The organism is Devosia ginsengisoli (assembly GCF_007859655.1).
Lineage (GTDB): Bacteria > Pseudomonadota > Alphaproteobacteria > Rhizobiales > Devosiaceae > Devosia > Devosia ginsengisoli.
In genome coordinates, this window is the sequence record NZ_CP042304.1 from 45,866 (window position 1) to 60,898 (window position 15,033).

Genomic DNA, 15,033 nt, shown 5'->3' on the forward strand with positions numbered 1-15,033 from the left:
GGCCAGAGGAGCCTTCATGTTCTCTATCGACCGCAAGGACTTCGGTCCGGGTTTCACCTTTGGCGTCGCCACGGCGGCCTACCAGATCGAAGGCGGCCAGCAGGACGGCCGCGGTCCCTGCATCTGGGACACGTTCTCGGCCACCCCGGGCAATGTCCACAATGGCGATACCGGCCGCGATGCCTGCAACCACTACGAACTCTGGCCTCAGGACCTCGACCTGATCCGCGATGGCGGCTTTGACGGCTATCGCTTCTCCTTCGCCTGGCCGCGCCTGATCCCCGAGGGTACCGGCGCGATCAACCAGGCGGGCATCGACTTCTATGACCGCCTGATCGACGGCATGCTGCAGCGCGGCATCAAGCCCTATGCCACGCTCTATCACTGGGACCTGCCTTCGCCCCTGCAGGACAAGGGCGGCTGGATGAACCGCGATATCGCAGGCTGGTTCGCCGACTACGCGGCTTTGGTGGCGCAGAAATTCGGTGATCGCCTCGAAGCCACGGCCACGATCAACGAGCCGTGGTGCGTCGCCTTCCTCAGCCATTTCCTCGGCATCCACGCCCCCGGTTATCGCGATATCCGCGCCGCCGCCCGCGCTATGCATCATGTGCTCTTCGCCCATGGCACGGCCATCGATGCCCTGCGCGCCAATGGCGCGAAGAATCTGGGCATCGTGCTCAACCTCGAAAAGTCCGAAGCCGCGACCGACAAGCCGGAAGACATCGCCGCTATGAATATGGGCGATGCCCTGTTCAACCGCTGGTATCTCGACGGCGTACTCAAGGGCCAATATCCCGAGGAAGTCGTCGGCTGGCTCGGCGAAAACCTGCCCAGGGGCTATCAGAACGACATGGCCGTCGTCTCCCGCCCCATCGACTGGCTGGGTATCAATTACTATACCCGCGGTCTCTACAAGGCCGGCGCGCCAGGCGGCAACCCGATCGAGCAGGTCAAGGGCGATCTGGAACGCACCGATATCGGCTGGGAAATCTACCCCAAGGGGCTAAGCGACCTACTGGTCCGCGTCTCCAATGACTATACCAAGCTGCCCCTTTACGTGACCGAGAACGGCATGGCCGAGGTGGAGGGCGACGACGATCCGCGCCGGGTGAAATATTACGAGGACCACCTCAAGGCGGTTCTGACCGCGCGCCAGCAGGGCGCCGATGTGCGCGGCTATTTCGCCTGGTCGCTGCTCGACAATTACGAATGGGCCGAGGGTTACAACAAGCGCTTTGGCATCGTGCATGTCGATTACCAGACGCAGCAGCGCACGCCCAAATCCTCTTATCGCGCCTTCCAGGGCATGTTGCACAACACGCGGTGAAGCCGCCTTGCCTCGCTCCCGACCGCCGGGTTAACTGGCTCCCTCTCCACGGGAGCCAACCATGACCGCCACCTCGCTGATGACCGAAGCCAAGACGCCGGACGAAACCACCGTGGACAAGGACTGGTGGCGCGGCGCGGTGATCTACCAGATCTATCCGCGCTCCTTCCAGGATCAGAATGGCGACGGCGTCGGCGATCTCGTCGGTATCACCAGCCGGCTCGATTACGTGGCCGATCTGGGCGTCGATGCCATCTGGCTATCGCCGGTCTTCACCTCGCCGATGAAGGACTTCGGCTACGATGTCTCCAATTACCGCGACATCGATCCCAGCTTCGGCACGCTGGAAGATTTCGACAATCTGGTGCGCAAGGCCCATTCGCTCGGCCTCAAGGTCATCATCGACCAGGTGATCTCCCATTCATCCGACAAGCATGCCTGGTTCTCCGAAAGCCGCCAGTCGCGCACCAATCCCAAATCCGACTGGTATGTCTGGGCCGATCCCAAGCCCGACGGCACCCCACCCAATAACTGGCTCTCCATCTTCGGCGGCTCCGCCTGGCAGTGGGATTCCAGGCGCATGCAGTATTACCAGCACAATTTCCTGGTCTCGCAACCCGATCTCAACTTCCACAGCACCGAGGTGCAGGATGCGCTGCTGGCGGAAATGCGCTTCTGGCTGGAGCGGGGCGTCGATGGCTTCCGGCTCGATACCGTGAACTTCTACTTCTGCTCGCTGGGCTTCGAGGACAATCCGGTGGTGCGCCCCGACGATTTCAATGCCTCGACCGCGCCCGCGGTGAATCCCTACAATTTCCAGGAGCATATCTACGACAAGTCACGCCCGGAAAACCTCGCCTTCCTTGAGCGCCTGCGCGCCCTGATGGACGAATATCCCGGCCGCACCACGGTGGGGGAAATCGGCGACAGCCAGCACCAACTCGAAATCATGGCGCAATACACCTCAGGCGATGACCACCTGCACATGGCCTACACCTTCGATTATCTCGGCGGTGAATTCTCCGCCGAGCATTTCCGCAAGTCTATCGCCGCCACCGAATCCGAAGCGCCCGACGGCTGGATTTGCCTAGCCTTTTCCAACCACGACGTGGTGCGCCATGTCAGCCGCTGGGCCATCCACGGGCAGGAAGCTGCCTTCACCCGCCTGGCCGCCACGCTGATCCTCTGCATGCGCGGCTCGGTCTGCCTCTATCAGGGCGAGGAACTCGGCCTCAAGGAAGCCGAACTGTCCTTCGCCGATCTCGTCGATCCCTACGGCATTGAATTCTGGCCCGAATTCAAGGGTCGCGACGGCTGCCGCACGCCCATGGTCTGGCAGTCCCATGCCACCAATGGCGCCTTCTCCACCGCCAACCGTACCTGGCTGCCGGTGCCAGCCGAGCACCTGACCCATGCCGTCGATACCCAGGACAATGTCGACGGTTCGGTGCTCGAATTCTACCGCGCTATGCTGGCCTTCCGCCGCGCCCACCCGGCTTTGGCCAAGGGCTCTATCCGCTTGCTCGACGCACCGGCCAACATCCTCGCCTTCATCCGCGACGACGGCACGCAGCGCCTGCTCTGCGTCTTCAACATGGGCGAAGGCGCCGCCGAATATAAGCTGCCTGATGATCTCGTGCCCCACGATGCCGGCTGCCCCGGCGTCACGGCCGCGCCCATCGACGGCGAACTCGATCTGGAGCCGTTCGGGAGTTATGTGGGGCTGGTGCGCTAGGCGGGAGCAACACCCACATCCGGCAGCCTTGCCGCCATCAGATCCCGCGTCAGGCGGTGCTGCGGCTCGGCAAAAATCTGCTCCGGTCTGCCCTCTTCGACGATCCGGCCGGCATCCATGACCAGCACCCGGTCGGCCATGGCAGCCACCATGTCGAGGTCGTGGCTGATGATGAGATAGGTCAGCCCGAAATCGGTCTGCAATCGCGCCAGCAGGGCCAGCACTTCGCCGCGCACCGAAACGTCCAACGCCGAAACCGGCTCGTCCAGCACCACCAGCTTGGGACGCGTCACCAGCGCCCGGGCAATGGCCAGTCGCTGCCTTTGGCCGCCGGAAAATTCATGCGGATAGCGCGTCAGCATGCCGGCATCGAGCCCCACCGCCTCCACCGCCTCCACCACCCGCGCGCGGATCGTGGCCTGGTCCAGTCCCGGTTCCAGCCGCAGCGGTTCGGCCACGGAATCGGCAATGGTCAGGCGGGGATTGAAGCTGCCGAACGGGTCCTGGAACACCAGCGACACATCGCGCCGCAGCGCTTTGGGCAGGTCAGAACCGTGATAGGTCGTGCCATCAAGTTGCACGCTGCCGGCAGTGGCTTTGTCCAGCCCGACGATGATCTTGGCCAAAGTGGTCTTGCCGCAGCCCGACGGGCCGACCAAAGCCAGGCATTCGGCGCTGGCGATGGAAAAACTGACCTCGTTCACCGCGCGCAGCGGCTTGTCGGCCCAGAACAGCATGCCGCCCTGTCGGTAGTCGCGCGTCACGTCCTTGACCTCCAGCAGCACTTCGCCAATCGGGGGACGGGCCGTCGGCCGCACATCGAAGCGCGAAGCGGCCACCAGCTTCTGCGTATAGGGCTGCTGCGGCGCCGAGAACGTGGCCGTGGCCTTGCCGGTTTCCACCAGCCGCCCCCGATGCATCACGGCCACCCGGGTACACAGCGCGCCCACGGCCTTGAGATCGTGGCTGATGAACAGCAAAGCCATCTGCCGCCGCGCGCAGATATCGGCGATCAGGTCGAGCACCTTGCGCTGGGTGATGAGGTCGAGCGCCGAGGTCGGTTCGTCCGCGATCAATATGTCCGGCCGACTGGCCAGCGCCATGGCGATCATCACGCGCTGCCGCTGCCCGCCCGAAAGCTGGTGCGGAAAGCGGTCGCCATGCTTGAGCTCCAGTCCAACTTCCTTGAGCAGGTAGGGCACTTCGATCTGCGCGGCCCCATGCGCTTCGTTGAGCCGGATGCTCTCTTCGATCTGGTCATCGACCCGCATCAGCGGGTTGAGCGCCGTCATCGGCTCCTGGAACACCATGCCGACCCGCTTGCCGCGCAGCCGCGCCATGGCGCGTTCGGAAGCGGGCAGGGGGGCGCCATCGAGGCTGATACCGCCCGTCATCGTGGCGCCTTCCGGAAGCAGGCCGGTGACCGCCAGCGCCGTCAGGGTCTTGCCCGAGCCGCTTTCGCCGATAATGCCGAAGCGCTCGCCGCGCTGCAGCGAAAAGCTCACATCACTGACGGCTTCGGTGTCGCCGAAGCGCACGGACAGGCCGGAAACCTCAAGCAAGGACATTGGAATTTCCCTGCCGCAGGCGTGGATCGATAGCGTCGCGCAACCCGTCGCCGGCAATGTTGAGCGCGATGACGATGAGCACGATGGAAACCCCCGGCACCAGCGTCAGCCAGGGATGGATCAGGAACACGCCCTGCGCATCCTTCAGCATCAGCCCCAGGCTCGTCTCGGGCGGCTGCGTGCCCAGCCCGATATAGCTCAGGCCCGCCTCGGCCAGGATGCCCAGCGACATCTGGATGGTGCCCTGCACGATGATGAGGCTCATGATATTGGGCAGCAGGTGCCGCCAGGCGATCAGCGTATTGCCCAGCCCCGCCAGCCGCCCCGCCGCCACGAAATCCAGCGTGGCGACGCTGAGCGCACCACCCCGCGCCACCCGCGCGAAGACCGGAATGTTGAAAATGCCGATCGCGATAATGGCATTGATCGCGCTCGGCCCGACCAGCGTGGTGATGAGAATGGCGACGATGACCGCCGGAAAAGCGAAGACGAAATCGGTGAGCCGCAGCACCAGCCACTCCACCGGCCCGCCCCATGCCGCCGCCGCCAGCCCCAGCGGCACGCCGACCCCGACGCCGATGGCCACCGCCACCGCCGCGACGAGGAAGCTCGTCCAGGTGCCGGCCATGACCAGGCTCATCATGTCCCGCCCCAGATTGTCGGTGCCCAGCCAATGCTCGGCGCTGGGCGCCAGGAACCGGCGGGGTATGTCGATCTGCTCGATGGGGTAGGGCGTCCAGACCAGCGACACGATGCCAACCACGAGGAAGATCAGCGTAGCGCTGAGCCCGATGACCAGGCTGGGATGGTTGAGCAGGCGCGTCATGGCGCGCTCCTTTCCCGCAGGCGCGGATCGACCAGCGCATAGGTAATGTCGGTCACCAGCATTGTTGCCGTCACGGCCACGATCAGGATGATCGTCGCCCCCCGCACCAGGATCAGGTCGCGCTCGGAAATGGCGGTGAAGATCAGCCGCCCCAGCCCCGGCAGGTAGAACACGTTCTCGACGATGATCGTGCCGGCGACGAGATAGGCGAATTGCAGCCCCAAAATGGTCAGCACCGGCAGCAGCGCATTGCGCACGCCATGCCGCCATACGGCCTCGCCCATAGTCAGGCCCTTGGCGCGGGCGGTGCGGATATAGTCCTGCCCGGTCACATCCACCAAGGCCGTGCGCATCACCCGCGCCAGGATGGACGCCTGCGGCAAAGCCAGCGCCAGACTGGGCAGGATCAGCCCGCGCAGGGCGGCCCAGCCATCCTCGTTCCACGGGGTGAAGCCGCCCGGCGGCAGCCAGCGCAGACCCACGGCAAACACCAGCGTCAGCAGCATGCCAAACCAGAAATTGGGAATGGCTACCCCGGTCTGCGCCGTGACCATGATGGCGGTATCGAGCAGCTTGCCCCGCCGCCGCGCCGCCAGAATCCCCAGTGGCAGCCCGACCACGATGGAAATGACCATGGCGAAAACGCTGAGCGGCAGCGTCACCCCCAGCCGGCCCCAGATCAGCTCCGCCACTGGCGCGCGCTGGGTATAGCTGACCCCGAAATCGCCCTGCAGCATGCCCCAGAGCCAGCCGAGAAACCGTTCATGCGCCGGCGCATCGAGCCCCATCTGCATGCGCAGCCGCGCCACCGAATCCGGCGTGGCATTGATGCCCAGAATGAACTGCGCCGGATCCCCCGGCAGCAGATCGAGCAGCCAGAAAATGACCAGCGCCGCGACGAGAAGGGTCACGGCAAAGCCCAGGAAGCGGCGGAGGGCGAAGAGGATCATGTGGGCATCGAGTCCAATCGACCCCCACCCTCACTCCCCTCCCCACAAGGGGGAGGGAAGCCTGGCCGGTGCGCGGTTGAGATTGTGCCACAGAACGAGCGCCCATCGCCTCCCTCCCCCTTGTGGGGAGGGATTGAGGGTGGGGGTACTCACGTGCTCGATGCTGGGACGACTACTCAGTCCAGGCGATATCCCGCAGCACCAGGCCTTCGATGGGCGAGTTCTGCCACATGCCGGTGAGCTTGGCATTCCACACCCCGGTCTGCGCCAGTTCGAACAGGTATCCATTGACCGCATCATTGGCGAGAATGGTCTGCGCCTCGATGGCCAGCTCCTTGCGCTTGGCTTCATCGGTCGTGCCGTTGAGGGTGGTGATAAGCGCCTGGAATTCGGGATTGTCATAGCCGAAGTAGTAGTCGGGGTTGGCGTAGTTGCCAATGTCGAACGGCTCGACATGGCTGATGATGGTGAGGTCGAAGTCCTTGTTGGCATAGACGTCTTCCAGCCACTGCGCCCATTGCACATTGATCAGCTGCAGCTTGATGCCGATGGCGGCGAACTGGCTGGCAATGATCTGCCCCGATGTGGTGGCATAGCCCACCGGCGGCAGCTTCAGCGTGGCGCTGAACCCGTCGGGATAGCCCGCTTCCGCCAGCAGAGCCTTGGCCGCTTCGGGGTCGTAGGGATAGGTGCCGGTCAGGTCGACATAATAGGGATTGTGCGGCGCGAACGGTGCGCCGATCGGCACGCCATAGCCATTGGTGGCGCCATCGATGATCGCCTGGCGATCCAGCGCATGGGCCATGGCCTGGCGCACCTTGAGATTGTCGAAGGGCGCCCGCTTGTTGTTGGTCGACAGGATGGTCTCGCCTTCCGTCGTGCCAACCAGCACGTTGAACTGCGGATTGCCCTCGAACACCGCCAGCGCCTCGGTGGCGAAATTGTTGGTGCCGTCGATATCGCCGGCCAGCAGCGCATTGGTCATCGTCGAGGTGTCGCTGATGAACACGTAGCTCGCCTTGGTCAGGTGCACCGGCTCGCCCCAATAGGGGCTGTAGGCTTCCAGCACCACGCGGCTGCCCTTGTCCCATTGCACGAAGGCGAAGGGGCCGGTGCCGATCGGCTCATTGGCATTGTTGTCGGCGCTTTCCGGCGCCACGATGACAGCGTCGCCACGGCCCAGATCGAACAGGAAGCGGCCGATCTGCCGGTCGAGCTTGAGCTCGATGGTCAGCGGATCGATGACTGTGATGCTGGTGATCGGCTCGTAGAATTCGCGGTGGGCGTTGACGCTGTCTGCCGAGAGGATGCGATCGAAGGTGAACTTGACGTCTTCGGCGTCGAAACTCGTGCCGTCATGGAAGGTCACCCCGTCATGCAGCTTGAACGTATAGGTCAGCCCGTCCTCGGAAATGGTCCAGCTATCGGCCAGCCCCGGCTGCACCGCGCCGTTCTGGTCGATGCGGGTCAGGCCCTCGAATACGTTCTGATAGACCACGATGTCGATGGCCTCGGCAGCCCCTGCCGTGGGGTCGAGCGCGGGCGGCTCCAGCGCCACGCCGATCCGCACTTCGGTCGGCTGCGCCATGGCTGCGCCGGCCAATGCCGTCGTCAGCGCCAGCGCCAGTCCGAATGCCTTCAACGTCTTGTCCATAGGATAACTCCCGTTTTGGCGGCCTCGCCGCCAGTCAGTCCGCCGCCCGGAATCTGCGCATCCGAAAAGACGTCGAACCCGCCGGCGCATGAGGCTCCGGCTCCCATGGCGCGAGATATAGGGGATCGCCACTAACATGGCAGCAGGTCGCGTTGTTATACTTTCCTACGATCGCCCAGCCGCGTAGCAAGAATGACCGGGATCAGCCCCGCCAGCACGATAAACAACGCCGGCAGCGCAGCCTGGGCAAAAAGCCCGACATTGGCCCGCATATAGACCAGCGTCGCCAGCGTATCGACTCCGAGTGGCCGCAGCAGCAGCGTGGCCGGCAATTCCTTGACGATCTCGACGAAAACCAGCGTCGCCGCGCTCAGCAAAGCCGGCATCAGCGTCGGCAGGTCGATCCGGAACAGCAGTTCCGGCCCACGCACGCCCAGCACCCGCCCGGCCTGCAGCATGGAATCGCCACGCTTCTTCATTGCCGCATCGATGGTCGAGTGGCTGACCGCGAGAAACCTGATGGCATAGACATAGAGCAAAGCCGCCATCGAACCTGACAGGATCAGCCCCGGCCGCCAGTCCCATAGCGCCATGGTCAGGCGGTTGAACCACAGGTCGGCCTGCCCGAGCGGTTGCAGCAATCCCAGCGCCAGCACCGTGCCGGGAATGGCATAGCCCAGCGTTGCCAGCCGGATGGCGCCACGAGCGCCTGAACCCGAGCGATGCGCCAGCTTGGCTGAGAACAGTCCCACGATCACGGTGATCAGCGCCCCCAGTGCGGCAAGCGTCACCGTGGGCACCAAAGCCGCCACCGTCATGGCCACGGTTTCGGGCAGCACGATGCGGAAGGCCAGATAGGTCAATTGCCCCACCGGAATCCCGAAACCCAGCGCCAGCAGCAGCAGGCAGAAGCCGAAGGCCGCCCAGCGCCGCCCGCCCAGCAGGGGCTCCCGAGCCGGCGGCACCCGGCTGTCGCGATGCGCCAGATAGACCCGGTCCCGCCGCGCCCTTTGCTCGGCCGCGATCAGCAGGCCGATAACTAGCACTACCGTCACCGCCAGTTGCGCCGCCCCGCCGAAATCCGACCGGTTGATCCAGGTCGAATAGATGATGGCGGTGATGGCGTTGATGCCGAAATACTGCACGGCGCCCAGGTCGTTGACCACTTCCATCATTGCCAGCGTGATGCCGACCACCAAAGCCGGCCGCGACAGCGGCAGCGTCACGGCGAAAAAGGTGCGCATGCCGCCCGCGCCCAGCGTCCGCGCCGCGATATTGAGGCTGGCCGACTGCATCAGGAAAAACGCCCGGCAGGCCACATAGACATAGGGGTAGAGCACGCTGGACAGCACGATCACCGCGCCCCAGTCGCTCCTGATATCGGGAAACCAGTAATCCTGCAGGGTCTTTGCGCCATTGAAGCCGCGCAGCATTGTCTGGATCGGTCCCGGAAAGCCGAGGAATTCCACATAGCTGTAGGCGGCGAGATAGGTCGGCACCGCCAGCGGCAGCACCAGCGCCCAGTCGAACAGCCGCCGCAGCGGAAAATCGTAATGCGTCACCAGCCACGCCGCGACCAGCCCGACACAGCCGGTCACCACCCCGACCGAGGCCATCAGCAGGCCGGTCTCGCGCAAGGCGGTCGGCAGCATATTGGCCGCCAGCCCATTGCTGCCGCCGACCGAAGCCAGCGCCGACCAGCCGAGCCAGATGATCGGCAGGCCCATCAGGCCGGCCAGCAGAAACGCAACGACCGGCAGGGCAAATGCCCCGCCGGTCTTTATCGTTCTGCGATGGATGGGTTCGCTCGTAATAAGGCGACTCCGGCGCTCTAGTTCTGCGCACCTTCGTTGAACTTGAGCTCATCGACAAGCGCGGCGGCTTCGGCGCGATGGGCGGCCACATCCACCAGCGGCGTGCCCACCGGCTTCAGCTCACCCCAGCTCAGCGTCAGTTCCGACGGCGACACCGAGGGCACTACCGGGAACTCGTAATTGGTATCGGCATAGATGCCCTGGGCCTCGTCCGACAGCAGGAAGCCGATCAGTGCATTGGCATTGGCGGCATTGGGGGCGTATTTGGCGATGAAGCCGCCGGCCACGTTGACCTGCGTGCCTTCGCCGTCGAAGTCGGGATAGATGATGCGCGCCGACGCGGCCCATTCCTTCTGCTCCGGCTCGGCCTCGTTATTGAGCATCGCGCCCATGTAATAGGTGTTGGTGATGGAGAGATCGCAGGTGCCGGCCAAGATGTTCTTGACGCCCTCGCGGTCGCCGCCGGTCGGCGGATAGGCCAGGTTGTCGCGCACCGCGGTCAGCCAGGTGCGGGTCTCGTCCAGCCCGTGCTCGGCGATGCGCTGGGCGATGAGCCCGATATTGTAGGCATGGTCGCCGGCGCGGGTGCAGATGCGGCCCTTCCATTCCGGCTTGGTGATGTCGTCATAGCTCATCGCCGTGGCGTCGACCCGGTCCTTGGACACGTAGAATACGCGGGCGCGCAGCGACAGGGCGGTCCAGTTGTCGTCATCGTCGCGGAAGGCGGCCGGCACGCGCTCTTCGAGCACGGGCGTGGTGATGGGCTGGGTCAGGCCTTGTTCCTCGGCACCGACCAGGTTGCCGATATCGACTGTCAGCACCACGTCGGCGGGCGACAGCTCGCCTTCGGCCGCGACGCGCTCCAGCAGGCCATCGCCGGCATAGAGCACATTCACCTTGATGCCGGTTTCGGCGCTGAACCGGTCCAGCAGCGGCTGCAACAGGCTTTGTTCGCGATAGCTGTAAATGTTCACTTCCCCGCTCTGGGCAAAGGCCGGGGCAGCAATTCCGGTCAGGACAACAGAGCTGAGCAGGGCGACGGCAAGGCGCGTGGTCTTGGTCATGTTCGTTTCTCCAAAAGCGGGGTCAAGGTCCCGCGGCCATCGGGCATTGCCACTCAAAGCCTGTCGGAGTCAAGATTGCTCAACGATATCAAAGACTTGAAGTCTAGAACCGTTCAAATGAGCAAATGCATATCCCAGCAAAATCAGGCGATTAGCTGATCGCCCCGATCGACTTTTCCGCCTGCGGCAAAAGCAGCGTCAGATTTGTGGATTATCCGTCGATGCCGGGGGCAGGGCCGGACGCTCCACCAGGTCGGCGGGGATGATCAGCGTGAACAGCATGCCCTGTTCGCCCGCCGGATCGACCGAAAGCGAAAAGGCGTTGACGGCCAGCAATGACCGCGTCAGCGCCAGCCCGACGCTGGACCGCACCGGGGTCATCATCTGCCCGTCCCGGCCGATGCCGTCGCGGAACACCACGAAGCGCTCGGCCATGTCCACCGCATTGGTCGAACTGTCGCGCACATGCACGGCAATGCCGCCATCGTCCTCGCGCTGCGCCGAAATCACCACCGCGCCCCCGGCCGGCGTCTGGTCGATGGCGCTGGCCAGCAGGTTCAGCACCGCCTGCGCCAGCGATGCGCGGTCGGCGGTGATTCGCGGCAGGTTTTCGGAAATCGCGTTGCGCACGATGACCCGGGCGCCGCTCGCCTGCTGGCGGATGCGGAGCACGCAGCTTTCCAGCAGGCTGGTCAGCTCGATACTGGCGCGCTGCGGCAGGTAGCGCCCGTCGCGCAACCGCGCATAATCGTCCAGCTCGTCCACCAGCGCGGCAATCTCGTGCCCGGCCGTGGTGATGTCCTGCGCGTAGCTTTCATAGCGCTCGTTCTGCAGCGCGCCGAAGGCTTCCGAACGGATCAGGTCCGAAAAGCCGATAATGGTGTTGAGCGGCCGGCGCACGCCGCGGCTGATGCGCGCCAGCAGCGCCGGATCGGCTTCGGCCGGGCCGGTCAGCCGTGCTGGCGCCGCCTCGCGCGCCCGGATGAAGCCGAAATAGCCGGCAATCACCCCGGCCTGGCCCTGCGCGAACAGCGTGATCTCGGCCGCGCCGGTGGCCGAACGCAATGTCAGGCAGGGGCGGGCAGTTTCGGCAAAACGGGCCGGCCGCTCGAGAAAGGCGCGCAGCGCGTCCATCTCGTCGCTTGCCACCAGCGCCGACAGGGCCTTGCCCTCCAGCATGCCGTCAGTTCGCAGCAGACCGGCGCTGCGCGGCGTGATGGCGCTGATGATCCCGGCGCGCGTTGCTTCGAAAAAGCCGTCGCCGCGCATATCGGCAAAGGTCTGCGCAAAGGCGCTGACCGCCGCTTCATGCCCGGTGCGAACCTCGGTCGTGCTGGCCGACAGCATCAAGGCCGGCTTGCCCTGCCAGGAAATGGACTGCAGCCGCGCCGTCACCGGCACCAGTGTACCATCGCGCTGCACCAGATGGTTGACCGGCCCGGCATCCTGCCCGTCCGGGCCCGCAGCGGGAAACACCGCCGCCAGCCCTGCAGCGCGCAGGTTTTCCACCGAGTCATAACCCACCATTTCGGTGATGGCGCGATTGGCGAACAGCACCTGCTGGTCGCGGAACACCAATATGCCCAGCGGCAGCCGGTTGAGCACCAGCGTTTCCCCGCCCAGATTGATCAGCGCACCGCTGCGCGGCGTTTCCACTGGCGGCTTGGGCGCCTGCGCCGGCTCGCCGACGCGGTCGTTGAGAATGCGCGACAGCTCGTCGAAATTGTAGCGCGACACCCGCTCGACCGCCTCGGCATCGGCCGTCGGCTTGGGCGCCAGTTCGGCCATTTCGCGCGCCAGCCGTTCCACCGACTCGGTTTCTTCGGTCGCGTCCGGCTCCGCTTCGCCATCGAGCCTGGCCAGGTCGGCGAGATCGGCTTCCGCCTCGTCCACTTCCGCTCCGGCCTCGGCGGCAAAGCCGCGCCCGGTGACCTTGAACAGGGTCCCCGCTTCCGGCGCGGTTTCGGTCCATGGCTCGTCCGTCACGGCCGGTGGCGCATCGTCCGCCGCGGTCAGCGGGGCAAACAACGCATCGTCCGCGGCAAGCCGGTCAACCAACTGGCTGAGCCGGCTCAGCGTCGGAGCCGCGCTTTCGGACTCCGGTTCCACAGCCTCGGGGGCCGGCGCGCCATCATGTTCAGGGTCGCGCCAGTTTTCCAGCTCGCGCACATAGGCATTCTCGTCGGTGGCCACGGGCTCGGCCATCTCATGAGCGGGCTCGGGCAACTCCACGGACGGCTCGCTCAACGCATCCTGCGCGGCGGCGAGGTCGTCCTGCGGGGCAGGGGGCGTATCCTCGGCCGCAAAGGCGTCCCGATCCGGCAGGTCCTCCGGTTCGGGCTCGCCCGCCGCATCCAGGATTTCGGGCGCGATCGGGTCCACGCCAACGATCAGCAGTACGGCCTGCCCGTCCTGCCAGGTCAATGGGGTCGTGGCGCAGGTGCTCGAGGCTGGCTTGTCGCCCGCGATGAACTGGATGCGCGCCAGGCTGGTGCGTCCGGTCGAGCCGAGCCTTATATTGCGGGCGACCTGCCCCTTGATCGGCACGGCCGTCGGCGCCAGCTTCAGCCCGTGCTTCTTCAGCTTGGCCAGGAACAGCGGCGCAGCCGCATTCTGCCAGAGCAAGAGCTGCCCGTCCTGCGACCACAGCCATGCCGGTCGCGAATCCTCGGCGTGCTGCAGCACGCGGCGGGCGCTTGGCGATGTGATCCAGTCAGCATCCATATAGGCTCAAGTCTCTCCGTTCCGGATGCGGCCGGCTTTTCCGTGCCATTCCGGCACAATTTGTGCCCGGAACCTCAGGATTTCTTCAATATAGGGTGCGTTCCCCAGGGTCCAGTGCGGCACTGCGCCAGAGCCGCTCCTTCCAATGGGATGGTTAAACCATGGCCGGGATGTGGCCTGTCATGGCAGGGCAAAATCGGTGCTTGTCTTCGAGGAATTCTCGACCTATGTTCCGCCCGCTTTCGGGACGGGCCTCTCGCCATCCCTCGCAGAGCCTTTGCCGCCTTAGCTCAGTTGGTTAGAGCGCTAGATTGTGGATCTAGAGGTCCCCCGTTCAATCCGGGGAGGCGGTACCATTCCTTCCCATTGAAACCTATCGTGTTTTGATTTTACTCGGTGTGGTACCTCGCTCCTGGCGTGGGTCGCCGGGCGCGACTGAACGGACCCTATCGCTCTCTCCGTTGACGGTTGGTGAACCGATGAACGTTCCGTCCGTCGCTTCCAGCCGAGTTGACAATTATAGCGGATACGCTATATAGCGCATATGAAATGGACGGTTGAAACCCTCGATGTAGCCGATGCTGAAATCGAGGCATTGCCGCCCGCACTGCAGGCCCGGCTTCTCCGCCTCATGGAAATGGTGGAGATGGTCGGTCTGGAGCAATTGCGCGAGCCCCACGTCAAGCACATCGACGGCAAGTTGTGGGAGTTGCGTGCCAAGGCGACGGAAGGGATTGCGCGCGGTCTCTATGTGACGATGACCGGGCGCCGCGTGGTCATCCTCCACGTGTTCGTCAAGAAGTCCCGGAAGACGCCGCGCAATGCTCTGGATATTGCCCTGGAACGAATGAAGCAGGTGACGCCGTGACTAAGATTGCCGACCTCAAGAAGCGCCTGATGGACAATCCGGAGTTCAAGGCCGAATACGAGAAGGCCGATGCTGAGTTTGCACTTGTCGAAGCTCTGGTTCTGGCTCGCACCAAGGCCAAGCTCTCTCAGGCCGAATTGGCCAAGCGGATTGGCACCACCCAATCGGCCATAGCCCGGCTTGAAGGGGGTGGCGTATCACCCTCGCTGTCCACTCTGAAACGCTATGCCGATGCCACCGGCTCGCGCTTGCATATTGAGCTTGTGCCGCAATGAGCCGGTCCCGACGCAAGATGCCAATTGCAGGCATGACGACCGCTGAAAGCGATAAAGCCTTCAAGGTTGCCGAGCATCGCCGTGAACGCCGTGTCGTGAACGCAGCATTGAGCAATGCTGAAGATCTGCCCCCCGCCAGGCTGTTCGGGAACCCATGGGCGTCGGAGAAGGACGGGAAGCGGAGGTTCGATCCGGCACGCTATCCCGCCGGCATGCGGAAGTAGC

General features: G+C 64.5%; 12 protein-coding genes and 1 tRNA gene. 6 read left to right on the plus strand and 7 right to left on the minus strand.

Annotated features, from left to right (window positions below):
- Positions 1-16: 16 nt before the first annotated feature.
- Together FPZ08_RS00275 and bglA are read left to right on the plus strand one after the other, a co-directional pair.
- The gene (locus tag FPZ08_RS00275) at positions 17-1,330 is read left to right on the plus strand and encodes a GH1 family beta-glucosidase (protein WP_146288136.1); all 1,314 of its coding nucleotides are present in this window, start codon (positions 17-19) and stop codon (positions 1,328-1,330) included.
- 61 nt (positions 1,331-1,391) lie between these two features.
- Positions 1,392-3,065: a beta-galactosidase BglA gene (bglA, locus tag FPZ08_RS00280; RefSeq protein WP_246132762.1), complete on the plus strand. Its 1,674-nt coding sequence runs from the start codon at positions 1,392-1,394 to the stop codon at positions 3,063-3,065.
- On the opposite strand, the gene FPZ08_RS00285 is transcribed toward bglA, so the two are convergent.
- The 7 genes from FPZ08_RS00285 to FPZ08_RS00315 form a co-directional block, all read right to left on the minus strand.
- Complete coding sequence (locus FPZ08_RS00285) at positions 3,062-4,633, minus strand: dipeptide ABC transporter ATP-binding protein (protein ID WP_146288137.1); 1,572 nt, start codon at positions 4,631-4,633, stop codon at positions 3,062-3,064. The two genes, bglA and FPZ08_RS00285, sit on opposite strands and share 4 nt — an antisense overlap.
- Entirely contained in the window at positions 4,620-5,459 is an 840-nt protein-coding gene (locus FPZ08_RS00290) for an ABC transporter permease (RefSeq protein ID WP_146288138.1), read from the minus strand. Before FPZ08_RS00290 ends, FPZ08_RS00285 begins: the two co-directional genes overlap by 14 nt.
- Positions 5,456-6,409, minus strand: a complete 954-nt coding sequence (locus FPZ08_RS00295) for an ABC transporter permease (protein WP_146288139.1) — start codon at positions 6,407-6,409, stop codon at positions 5,456-5,458. Before FPZ08_RS00295 ends, FPZ08_RS00290 begins: the two co-directional genes overlap by 4 nt.
- A gap of 172 nt (positions 6,410-6,581) precedes the next feature.
- Complete coding sequence (locus tag FPZ08_RS00300) at positions 6,582-8,063, minus strand: ABC transporter substrate-binding protein (protein ID WP_146288140.1); 1,482 nt, start codon at positions 8,061-8,063, stop codon at positions 6,582-6,584.
- 155 nt (positions 8,064-8,218) lie between these two features.
- Positions 8,219-9,790, minus strand: a complete 1,572-nt coding sequence (locus FPZ08_RS00305) for an ABC transporter permease (RefSeq protein WP_146288141.1) — start codon at positions 9,788-9,790, stop codon at positions 8,219-8,221.
- 104 nt (positions 9,791-9,894) lie between these two features.
- Positions 9,895-10,941 carry an extracellular solute-binding protein gene (locus FPZ08_RS00310; RefSeq protein ID WP_146288142.1) on the minus strand — a complete coding sequence of 349 codons (1,047 nt, stop codon included), beginning with the start codon at positions 10,939-10,941 and terminating at the stop codon, positions 9,895-9,897.
- A gap of 198 nt (positions 10,942-11,139) precedes the next feature.
- Positions 11,140-13,665 (minus strand): histidine kinase dimerization/phospho-acceptor domain-containing protein, encoded by a 2,526-nt coding sequence (locus FPZ08_RS00315; RefSeq protein WP_146288143.1) that lies wholly within the window; start codon positions 13,663-13,665, stop codon positions 11,140-11,142.
- Positions 13,666-13,944: 279 nt separating this feature from the next.
- On the opposite strand from FPZ08_RS00315, the gene FPZ08_RS00320 reads away from it, so the two are divergent.
- From FPZ08_RS00320 to FPZ08_RS00335, 4 genes are all read left to right on the plus strand, one after another.
- Positions 13,945-14,021: transfer RNA gene (locus tag FPZ08_RS00320), tRNA-His, on the plus strand.
- 188 nt (positions 14,022-14,209) lie between these two features.
- Positions 14,210-14,533, plus strand: a complete 324-nt coding sequence (locus FPZ08_RS00325; RefSeq protein WP_146288144.1) for a type II toxin-antitoxin system RelE/ParE family toxin — start codon at positions 14,210-14,212, stop codon at positions 14,531-14,533.
- On the plus strand, positions 14,530-14,808 hold the full coding sequence (locus FPZ08_RS00330; RefSeq protein WP_146288145.1) for a helix-turn-helix domain-containing protein: 279 nt from the start codon (positions 14,530-14,532) through the stop codon (positions 14,806-14,808). Before FPZ08_RS00325 ends, FPZ08_RS00330 begins: the two co-directional genes overlap by 4 nt.
- A 32-nt stretch (positions 14,809-14,840) precedes the next feature.
- Complete coding sequence (locus FPZ08_RS00335) at positions 14,841-15,032, plus strand: hypothetical protein (protein ID WP_246132763.1); 192 nt, start codon at positions 14,841-14,843, stop codon at positions 15,030-15,032.
- Position 15,033: the final 1 nt, after the last annotated feature.